The organism is Arthrobacter globiformis (assembly GCF_003261175.1).
Taxonomy (GTDB): Bacteria; Actinomycetota; Actinomycetes; order Actinomycetales; family Micrococcaceae; genus Arthrobacter; species Arthrobacter globiformis_A.
In genome coordinates, this window is sequence record NZ_QLNP01000100.1 from 1 (window position 1) to 8,226 (window position 8,226).

Sequence of the window (8,226 nt, forward strand, 5' to 3'; positions counted from 1 at the left end):
TGTCAATGGCCAGTAGTTTGTGCCCACGGGCGGCCAGTTAATGTGCCCGCTGGTGGCCAGTAAAACTGCCCGGTGATGGCCAACAGATCTGCCCACTGAAGGTTTCGGCGGGGTTGGCCATCGTGGGGTCGTGTCAGTTCAGTTGGGTGACTCCTTTTCCCGCGAGGGCCTGGGTGAGGCGGATGGAATCGCCGCTGGTCTGGCAGACATGGGCGTGGTGCAGCAGCCGGTCCACGGTGGCGGTGGCCAGGGTTTTGGGCATGAGCTCGTCAAAGCCTGCCGGGTGAAGGTTCGATGAGATCGCGACGGAGCGCTTTTCGTAGGCTGCGTCCACGACCCGGTAGAGGCCTTCGGCGGCGTCGGTGGCCACCGGCAGGAGCCCGATGTCATCGATCACGACGAGTTCGGCGCGTAGGATTCTGGCGACGGCCCGGGTGACGCTGTCGTCGGTGCGGTGGGCCCGGATCAGGGCGCCGAGGTCCTCGAGCCTGAACCAGGCCACGCGCATGCCGGCTTCGACGGCTTGCTGGCCGAGGGCTTCGAGGAAGAATGTTTTCCCCGTGCCGGACGGTCCGCAGACGACCAGGTTCTCCCGCCGGCCGATCCATTCCAGGGTGCGCAGGGCCTGCTGGGTCGGCGCGGGGATCGAGGAGACGGCGGGGTCCCAGGCGTCGAAGGTTTTCCCCGTGGGGAAGCCTGCTGCCTTGCGCCGGGTGGCGAGCATGGACCGGGCCCGGCCGGCTGTTTCCTCGGTGAACAGTGCCTTGATGATCTCTGCCGGTTCCCAGCGCTGGGCGCGTGCGGTCGCAATCAGCTCCGGGGCCAAAGCCCGGGCGTGGGGCATTTTGAGCTGCCGCATCAGTGCTTCGAGTTCGGCCGGCAGGGGCGGGGCGGTCGTGTTCGTGGTGCTGACAGGGCTCATCGGTTCTGCTCCTTCACAGGGGCGGGTTCAGTGCCCAGGCCGGCCCATGCACTGGTGCCCTGGGTCAGGGACCGGGTCTCGTCCGCGGCGTGGGTAGTGGTGCGTCGGATGTTGGCGTTCAGGATCGAGGCCAGATCGCCGTGAGCGAAGCGGCCATGAAGCGCGGCGTCACCCAGGGCCCGGTCCACCGCCTCGGCGCCGGCGATTTTGGCCAGCGTCACGGCCTCAGCCATTTTCACGTTCATCCGGGCCGTCCCGGTCCCGGCGGCTTCCACGAGCCAGGTCCTCGCGCCCTCGCCGATGGCAAGGAACTCGGCCTCACCGGCGTTGCGGGCCTTCACTGCGTAGTCGCCCGGGATCCTGGTCCTGGTTCCGGGAAAGTGCTCTTCGATGATCGCGGGGCTGCCGGGCCTGGCCCGGTGATGACGGGCGACCTCGACCGGACCGGCGGAGCCGTGGTGGACGATGATGACCTGTTCATCGGGCCCGGTGCCGTGGGAGCGGACGAACACCCTCGCGCCGAGCAGATGCGCGGGCACGGAGTACTGGGCGTTCTCGAAGGTGACCATCGGGGTGTTCTCCGGGACGGTGCGGGCCACTCCGAACGCGACCGTGTGCGCGGTCTCCGGGATCCGGTGCAGCCGGAGCTGTTCCTCTGCCAGCACCGCTGCCGGTTTGCGCCGGATGGTGCGGTGCTCCCGGTTGTTCACCTCGTCCATGAATGCCTCGCAGGCCGCCTCGAGAGCGGTGAAGGAACCGTAGTCCGCCCGCAGGTTGGTCTCTTTTGGGACGATATCGGCCTTGGCTAGCTTCACGGACGCTTCGACCCCGCCCTTGGTGGCGGGGTCCGCCGGCTGGCAGGTCAGCACTGTGACCCCGTAGTGGCGGGCGAAGTCCAGGGTTTGCTGGTTCCGCACCGGCACCCCGGCCACGTGGGCCGTGGTCACAGTTTTCTCGTTGTCCGTGAGGACATAGGTCGGTGCCCCGCCCAGGATCCGGAAGCAGCGGTCCAGAGCGGCGAACACGCTCGGCGCGGTCCGGTCCCGCAACGGGATCACGATCCTGAACCTCGAGAACGCCAGCCAGGCCACGAACAGGATGGTCTTCACCCCGCCGATCCGTGGTCCGTCGCCGAAGTCGTACTGCAGCCACATCCCGGGCTCGGTGATCCACGGTCGGTGAACGCGGGTGTGTCCCAGCCGCCACGCGGCCTTGACCTGCGCGATCGCCCGGCGGGTGGATCGCTCGGACCCCGCGTAACCCATGGCGAGGAGCTTCGCGTGGGCTTTATCGGCACGGATCCGTCCTTTGGACGCCTCGACCCATTCCTCGATCTTGGGCAGGTAAGTGTCCGTGACCCGGGGCCTGGGCGCGGGTTCGGCGATCGGCCGGCCGGCGTCCCGTGCCGCTACATGCCTGGCTACAGTGTGGTGCGAACAGCCCGTGAGCTCGGCCGTGGCGCGCAACGATCCGGTCAGATCGTAGGCAGCAAGAATTTCCATGATTTCTCCGTCATGCTTCATACAGGGCCTCTTCCTGGGACGACATTTGGTGCGACTAGACACCGTCATCAAATCCCGGGGAGAGGCCCCCACCGCTTAAGACGCGGCAGGTTCAGTAAGGAAGTGGGCAGATCTCATGGCCACCAACGGGCAGTTCTACTGGCCGTCAGTGGGCATTTCCGTGGCCGCCTACGGGCAGTTTTTCATGGCCGCTAACAGGGGTGACGAGTGGCCTGCGTGTGAGACTAGTGATTCGTGCTTGTAGTGCAGCAAAAACTCGTGCTTGTGGTGGAGTCCGATCCAAGGCGAGGAAACAAGGTCATCGATGTCGATGGCCAGTTGCAGGGAAGTTCGCGCAACGGCACTTTGAGGGCCTGGTTCCGGCAGATTGGGGGGCTCTTCTTCGGGTGCGAAAATACGTGGAAGAGTTCGGCGTACGGGCAACGGCATTTCTGGTCACCTTCACAGTAGTCCGGCGGGGCGAGGCGCTTCATGCAGGGCACCATTCAGCGGGTTGCTCGCAATTAATAAGGCAAAAGAACTTCCGGCGTTCACTCGCCCCGTTTTAGATCCCCGTTCTTCGACTAACGCGCCTACCCGGCGCTGGGCCCAGTCGGTTAGGCCTCGGCGAGGTGGGCCATGCAGTGCCTGGAAGGGACAAAGGAGTGGAGTTCGCCGAGCTGCCGGGCGGGGGAGAAGTCATCGCCACCGGCGGTGTGTCAGCACACTCGCCGGCCAGGCGATGACCGGGACCTCCGAGCCGGTCCGGCACCCGTTCAGGTATGGCTCCGTTGCTAGCGGGTGACGTTGCCGCTGAATGACGCGAGGTAACGAATCGTGACCGGTGAGGCAGCAAACCATCCGCCAACAAGAACCAATAGGGACGCCGAGAAGATCAGGAAGCCTATCCAGTCGTTGTTGTCTTGGGACGCGTACATGTGGTTCAGATTGCGCAAAGCACCGGTAGCGAATACGAGTGTCACGTGGACCAGGATAAATACGGCGAACCAGAGCATCACTATGAAGTGAACTCTTCGTGTAACTGACATGGGGACGAGTTTATTTGCCTGCGGAACTCGCGTCTGAAATGCCGGCGACATCCGTACTCCTGTGACGATCGCAAGCGGAGATGCGATAAAAACTGTTAGGAAATAGGTGAGTATCTGCAGGCTGTTGTAGTTGACCCACCCGTTCTCCAGCGGCCAGTCCAAGGATAAGTATTGAATGGCGACGGACAATGCGTTGGGCAGGACGTCCCAGCTTAAGGGTACGAGGCGCATCCACTGTCCTGTGGCAAAAATCAATGCGAAAAATACAACGCCGTTTAGGACCCACAGGGTGTCCCAGCTCAGATGCCACCAGATGGCTAAGTTGATCTTCTTACCTGGGTTCTTAAAGAGGAACCGGCCCGGCTTCTTCCTCCTCCAGTTCATCGGCAAACTGCTGTTTCTGATCTGCCATCCGGATCGGATGATGAAGAGCATCAGGAACATGTTCAGAAAATGTTGCCAGCCCAACCAAGGGGGGATCCCTACGGGTGCATCCACCGGCAGGGCAGTCGTGCCGTGGTATCGCTCGATGAAGTCGCCGACCGGCTGAGTGTTCCGGAGTAATCTCGCCGCAAGGACGGCCAGTCCAAAGACGAGAATGATTCCCAGCGACACCACGAGCGGTTTGAACCATCGAGATTCCATGGCGGCCTTGGCCGTATATCGTGTCTTAGTCGGGGCTGACATCAGGCGCGGTGCCTTTCCAACGCGTCCCAGTCCAATTCGATTCCGTGGCCTGGCCGTTCGGGTGCAACGGTGTATCCATCGATAACCTTCATGGGTTGTGCGACGTATCGGTCCAAAGCGAATCCGTGGACCTCCATGTTCACAGTGTTTGGAGCAGCCGCCAGTAGATGCACAGTAAGGTCATGCGCACCATGGGATGTGAGAGGTAGGTTGTTGGCTTCGGCTAGGGCGCCGATTTTGCGAAACACCGTCATCCCGCCGCAATTGGTGACATCGGGCTCCGGGTAGGTTAGCCCCCCGGCCGCGATCATGTTTTGAAACTCATATAGCGTGTGCATGTTTTCGCCGCTGGCCACTGGGGTGCCACCTTCCCGGACGATTCGTACATGTCCAGCGATGTCATCGGGGATCGTGGGTTCTTCTATCCAGAGCAGGTTGAAGTCACGCAGGGCTTGTGCCGCGCGAATGGCCTGATCGGCACTCCATTTCATGTTTGCATCTACCATGAGCGGGAAGTCATCTCCCAGGTGCTTTCGCATGGCGCCTACGCGTTCGATGTCCTCCCTTAGATACGGCCGGCCAACCTTCATTTTGATGGCTCGAAAGCCTTCGGCTTGAAATCTGTCCGCCTGGGCCAGCAGCTCGTCGAGCGTGTAGTCCAGGTCAATGCCACCGGCGTAGACAGGTACTTTGGGGTCATGGGCTCCGAAGAGTCTCCAGAGGGGCAGCTCGGCCCGCCGGGCGCGGAGGTCCCAAAGGGCAACATCCACTGCAGAAATCGCAGAGGTCGCGTGGCCACCGCGGCCTGAGTAATGGACGGCCCACCACATCTGCTTCCAGATTTGTTCGGTCATGTCCGCATCTCTGCCGATTACGACCGGGGCGAGGTACCCCTCGATGAGTGCGTGGAAGGCCGGAGCCCCTGAATTCACGGCGTATGTGTACCCCATGCCCTCAACGCCGTCGCTGTCCCGGACGCGCACGGTAACGAATTCGAAGTGGGGGATGGTGCCATGTGTGGCGTCACTGAGAACGGTTTCGAGGGGCAGTTTATAAGAGTCGGTGCGGATTGATTCGATCTTAGACATTTGGGCTGCTTCCTTGGATCTAAACGGTTGCCGGGATAAGCGCCAAAGGCGGCGTGCCGACTTTGGCGGCCACGCTACTGAGTGCCTCGAGGGTGCTGGGGCTCACGGCAAACTTTCCATTTGACTGACGTTCGCGCGCCATTTCCGGCTCGCCGGGCGCCATTGGCCTGTGGCCATTTATTCCACTGTTGTGTATTGCATCTACAAGTGCACTGATTCGCTCCTGGTAACCATCGAGCGATTCGGCGGCATCTGCGCGGATTGCCATGAAGAATTGGCCGAGCTGCTGAGGCTCTCGGGGATCCGCCTCAAGTGCAGTCACCGAGGGACTTACTTTCGCTCCGGCCAAAGCCACGAGCGTGTCAACCACGAATGCCAACCCGAACCCCTTTGGCCCGCCCGCTGGTGTCAGAGCGCCTGCAAGCCCGTCGATGGGCGAGGTTGTGGGCTGACCATTCACGTCTACCGCCCAACCCAAGGGGATTGCCTCGTTGTTTGCTTTGGCAACCAGCAGCGCACCTTGGCTGACGGTTGTTGTGGCCATGTCCAGTTGAGGCCGGTTCGCGTACGGCAGCGGCACTGCGACGGCAAGGGGATTTGTCCCCAGCACGGGGCGGCCGCCACCGGGGGCGCTCATGACGCTTTCGGTGTTGCAGGCAGCTAGACCGAGAAACCCGGCGTCAGCAATGCGATTTGTAAAGTAAGCAGACGCGCCGAAGTGATTGCCATTTCGGACTACCACGCACCCAACACCATGTTTCCGGGCACGTTCTACGGCGATGTCGCAGGCGTATGTCCCAGATACTGCACCTGGTGCAGCGTCAGCGTCAATGACCACGAGAGCACCAAGGTCGGCAATGATGTCGGACTTCGCCTGGCCGTTGATGCCGCCGGCCAGGATCCTGTCTACATAGATGCCGAGCCGGAGTAGGCCGTGAGTTTTGACGCCTCGCATCTCCGCAAAGATTAGGCTGGCGGCCACAATTTGGGCGTCATCTTCATCCAAGCCCGCTTGGACCAGGACGTCCGTGGCCCATGCAAGGCCTGCATCGGAGCTAACGAGGCCGTCCTGCGATTCGGTTGTGGGCTTGTTCATGCTCTCTGCTACGCTCATCGGACACTTCCTGAGGTCGATAGGAGGACTTTCAGTTCGCGGGCCACTTCGAAGATGTCTTCCACGGCACCATAGTCAGCTACTCCAAAAATGGGTGCAGCTGCGTCGCTGTTGACCGCGACGATTGTTTTTGCGCCAGTGATTCCGGCGAGGTGCTGTTGAGCTCCGGAGATTCCAAACGCAACGTAGACGCGAGGCTTGACGGACGTGCCCGTCTGACCGACCTGGTGCCCGGTGGGCAGCCAACCTGCATCAATGACGGGGCGCGACGCGCCCAAAGCTGCGCCAGCGGTCTCCGCCAGAGTGGCAAACTCCTCGATGTTGTCTCGCCCCCCGATCCCGCGCCCAATTGAAAAGATCACTTCGGCGTTCTTAAGGTCGCCTGCACTTTCCGGTTCGATGAACTCGACATGACGGACCCTAGGTTCGATGTAGCTGTCGATGCTCACGTCGATGTCGATGCTCCTGGACGGTTGACCTCCGTCCGGGGCCGGCTCCCACACCCCCTGCCTCGTGAGCAAGAGCTTTGGTTCGTCGGTAGGGAATGCAAGTTCTGCGACGACTTGGCCCCCATAGACGGTCTTTCTGGCGATCAATCCGCCGTTCTCGTCGTAGGAAAGGCCAATGATGTCACTAGCGAAGGCGAGGTTTCGTGCCTCCGCGATTGCCGCCGCGAAGGATGCCGTGGTGATGGTGAAGCTCATTAGGATCACGTCGGGACGGATCGCGGCGATGAGCGCATCACAGGCCTGACAGCGTGATTCGGCGTCCAGGGATCCCGAAGGGATCACTGTGGCCGCGAGCGTATCCACTCCGGTGACTGAAACTTGGACATCGCCAGTACTGCCGGCGACGATACCGAGCGTTACAGCACCGCCTAGGGAGCTGGCGGCCGTGATGAGCTCCCGGGTTGCATCGGTGAGGGTGCCATCTGTGCATTCCCCCAGAACAAGGATTTTCGTCATCAGTTTTCGTCCTTCACAAGCTGCATAATCTGCGCGGCGACACGCGCCGGTCCACCTTCAATCATTTGAACTGTTTGCGTTGCTGCCGGGACGTACATCCGTACCGCGGTCACCCGGGCTTCACCCAGATTGCCCGGGCTGACGACCGGAATTGCGGCCTTTTTTGCACGCTTCATGTCCCTGAAGGACCCGAAGCGAGGATCGTTTATTCCTGCCTGAACGCTGATGACGAGCGGCCCGTCCACCTCCACGACCTCGGCCCTTCCGGCTTCGCAATCACGATGCAGGCGAAGCCGGTTACCGCTGTGTTCGATCAAAGTCACCGCGGCGACCATGGGGAGGCCCAAAGCTGATGCAAGGGCTGGACCGGTTGACTGCGAACCGAAATCAGAGGACTGAACTCCGCAAATGACCAGGTCCGGGTTCTCCTCACGGACGGCAACGGCCATTGCGCGAGCAACGGCGACCGGATCCTGCGAGGACAGAGGGGGGAGCAGGACTCGAATTGCTCGGTCGGCGCCCATAGCCAACGCCTTCCGCAGTCCCTCCTCTTCCGGCTCGCCGCCTGCAGTCATCACGATGACCTCGCCTAGGCCCGTCTCATCGCGGAGTTTGAGGGCTTCTTCGATGGCGGAGTAGTCGGCTTCGTTCACGTCGCGCTCAAGGAACGCGGGGTCTACATCGCTTTCATCCGGCAAAAACTCGATAAATTGTGATGTCGCAGACACGTACTTGACGCACACCATTATTTTCATTTGGTTCCTTCCGTGCTTGGTGGGGTTGGCCGGTAGATGGGGCCACGGTTGATGACGACGTCAAGGATGCCGTCCTCGAGGTACGATTCCGCCTCATCGGGGTAGGCGGGGTTGGACTCCGGAATTGCGGCGGGGTAGCCCAGA

7 protein-coding genes are annotated in these 8,226 nt (G+C 61.6%); all 7 read right to left on the bottom strand.

Features of this window, described 5'->3' with window-relative positions; genetic code table 11:
- Positions 1 to 133: 133 nt before the first annotated feature.
- The gene (istB, locus tag DBZ45_RS19370; RefSeq protein ID WP_111902704.1) at positions 134 to 922 is read right to left on the bottom strand and encodes an IS21-like element helper ATPase IstB; all 789 of its coding nucleotides are present in this window, start codon (positions 920 to 922) and stop codon (positions 134 to 136) included.
- The gene (istA, locus tag DBZ45_RS19375; RefSeq protein ID WP_190243005.1) at positions 919 to 2,445 is read right to left on the bottom strand and encodes an IS21 family transposase; all 1,527 of its coding nucleotides are present in this window, start codon (positions 2,443 to 2,445) and stop codon (positions 919 to 921) included. Before istA ends, istB begins: the two co-directional genes overlap by 4 nt.
- A 773-nt stretch (positions 2,446 to 3,218) precedes the next feature.
- A complete protein-coding gene (locus DBZ45_RS19380) occupies positions 3,219 to 4,160 on the bottom strand; it encodes a cytochrome b/b6 domain-containing protein (protein ID WP_111905469.1) in 942 nt (313 codons plus the stop codon).
- Positions 4,160 to 5,248 (bottom strand): mandelate racemase/muconate lactonizing enzyme family protein, encoded by a 1,089-nt coding sequence (locus tag DBZ45_RS19385; RefSeq protein WP_111905470.1) that lies wholly within the window; start codon positions 5,246 to 5,248, stop codon positions 4,160 to 4,162. Before DBZ45_RS19385 ends, DBZ45_RS19380 begins: the two co-directional genes overlap by 1 nt.
- A 19-nt stretch (positions 5,249 to 5,267) precedes the next feature.
- Positions 5,268 to 6,362 carry an Ldh family oxidoreductase gene (locus DBZ45_RS19390; RefSeq protein ID WP_111905471.1) on the bottom strand — a complete coding sequence of 365 codons (1,095 nt, stop codon included), beginning with the start codon at positions 6,360 to 6,362 and terminating at the stop codon, positions 5,268 to 5,270.
- Positions 6,359 to 7,327: an electron transfer flavoprotein subunit alpha/FixB family protein gene (locus DBZ45_RS19395; RefSeq protein ID WP_111905472.1), complete on the bottom strand. Its 969-nt coding sequence runs from the start codon at positions 7,325 to 7,327 to the stop codon at positions 6,359 to 6,361. Before DBZ45_RS19395 ends, DBZ45_RS19390 begins: the two co-directional genes overlap by 4 nt.
- The gene (locus DBZ45_RS19400) at positions 7,327 to 8,082 is read right to left on the bottom strand and encodes an electron transfer flavoprotein subunit beta/FixA family protein (protein WP_111905473.1); all 756 of its coding nucleotides are present in this window, start codon (positions 8,080 to 8,082) and stop codon (positions 7,327 to 7,329) included. The genes DBZ45_RS19395 and DBZ45_RS19400 overlap by 1 nt, the downstream gene beginning before the upstream one ends.
- Positions 8,083 to 8,226: the final 144 nt, after the last annotated feature.